The 2,079-nt window shown below is 35.4% G+C and carries 2 protein-coding genes; both read right to left on the bottom strand.

Annotation, left to right across the window (positions count from 1 at the left end; genetic code table 11):
• Nucleotides 1-271: 271 nt before the first annotated feature.
• Nucleotides 272-613, bottom strand: coding sequence for a hypothetical protein (locus EUBIFOR_RS11930; RefSeq protein WP_003866333.1), 342 nt, complete (start codon nucleotides 611-613; stop codon nucleotides 272-274).
• The gene (locus tag EUBIFOR_RS11935; protein WP_003866334.1) at nucleotides 597-1,943 is read right to left on the bottom strand and encodes an IS30 family transposase; all 1,347 of its coding nucleotides are present in this window, start codon (nucleotides 1,941-1,943) and stop codon (nucleotides 597-599) included. The genes EUBIFOR_RS11930 and EUBIFOR_RS11935 overlap by 17 nt, the downstream gene beginning before the upstream one ends.
• Nucleotides 1,944-2,079: the final 136 nt, after the last annotated feature.

Consider the following 2,079-nt stretch of genomic DNA (forward strand, 5'->3'; position numbering starts at 1 on the left):
CTCAATTGTAAAACTAAATCCCATTGAGAAATAGTAAATACTACGAGGTTGAATTTAGTAATTCCAAATTCACTAAATTTGACCTCATTTTTTTGTGTTTTTTTTTGTGAATTAAGTATAAAATATCATTGAATATGGATTTTTACACGAAAAAAGAGTATAGGAAAGGTTGGGGTGAAATACTGATTTTTTTTGAATTGGTAAATCCCATCCCTGTTGTGTTATCCAAACAGTTTATCCGTAATGGGAAAAATCTACATGATTTACTTCCTTACTTTATATGGTTTTTCATTCGATAAAGCTGATCGCCTTTTTCAAAAAGTGTAGGGCGCTGATTCTTTTTATAAACTTTGAACCACATGGAAACTCCGTCCAGGCAATCAGGGCTGAAAGACTGGAGCAGAAGATAATTCCGGTCTTCATAAGCGTCAACTAGGCAGTATAGGCTGCCGTCAGGATTTTGACGAATGATGTACAGATCAAAGTTTTGTTTCGTCCGATAATCGAATGCCTGTATAAAAATAAAAATCTTTACATTGAATGGATCATCGTAATTGTCGTTCTGGTGTAAAAAGTGGAGAAGGGCTTCTGATCTTCTAGTGTACATCATCATGGCACTCACCTTCATTCTTGAAAAATTGGTTTACCAGAAACGGCTTTAAAATGACATCGTTAGGTTTGATATAGCGAATATGCCATAAATCAAGGATGTCCTGTCCATACAGAAATCTAAAAGATTCATAAGGAGTATGTCCGTTTAAAGAAGTTCGACTGAATGAGTTGACATGGCTAAAAATCAGATCAATCAGCTCTTGTGTATATGGATCCATATTCGTACCTTTAGGTACAATTCTACGAAAGTTTGAATGGTCGTTTTCACAAGATCCTTTCTGATCTGAGCGGTTTGGCTCGCAATAGAATACATGAGGATGGATACCATTGTCGTCTAGTGATTCAATAGCGGTTGGATTACTGAATTCAGTTCCGTTATCAGTCAGAATGACATCAAACAGAAGATGGAATAAATTATGATCCATGATCGAATAAAGGTATTGGAAAGCTTGTGTAACACTGCGGGAATCGTTGTGTTCTCTAAGAATTCCAAACTGGAATTTAAGCGTTACGAAGCACAAAGTAAGAATGCATTTTCCACCTTTTTTACCTTCAACTGTATCAATCTGACAAACTATAGAATCAGGGTGTTCTTTCATATATGCGTGATAATCATCGAAATTACGACCTTGCCTACATTTTGAATCTACTTTATGATTAATAGATTTATTCTTTTTAGGCTTTCTACGAACAGCTCTAGGCATATCAATTGGTTTGGCCTGTAACAATCCTTTATTGATGTACGTATAGAGTGTTTTGGAGGACCAGTTGATTTGATCAGAATTATTGATAGTAATGTGATAAATGGACTGACCATTTTTGATTAAAGGACTGATTAGGTTGTCCAGTTCAGCAAGCTCATCGTCAGTGATCATTACACCTGAACGGGAATCGCTAAGAGTACGTTCATAATCAAGCTGTGCTTCCTTGGCATCATAGAACTTTTTTTGAAGAGGACATCTACGTGTTGAATCACAACCATTACATACATAAGGAGCTTTCGAAAGTCTATCGCACACTTTTTCCTTGTAGTCAGGGCAACTTTTAGAACAAGTCACCTGATCACAGTATTTACACAGATTGTTTTTTATAGACTGGCAAAAGTTACAAACATGGCGTTTCTTACAGTCAACATAATGGACACAGCGATTGTGCTTACGATTTGTAGGCCACATATCATCAACGACAGTAAGATGATTACGAATTTCACTAGAAACTGTAGTGCAATCATGATTTATATGAGAAGCAATCTTTTTGAAAGACAAGCCATCATGTAAATCAGACTGAATAGTAATACGGTCCTCAAGAACCAAATGTTTAAAATGAGACATAAATAACACCTTCCTAAAAAAAGAAGGAATTACGGAAGTATCAAACTGTTTGGTACTAGTAAATGCTACACCTAAAATAAAATTTAATGTAAAGGTTATTCCAACTTAAAGGTGGGAATAAATTTTTCTTTTGACC

The organism is Holdemanella biformis DSM 3989 (genome assembly GCF_000156655.1).
GTDB classification, from domain to species: domain Bacteria; phylum Bacillota_I; class Bacilli_A; order Erysipelotrichales; family Erysipelotrichaceae; genus Holdemanella; species Holdemanella biformis.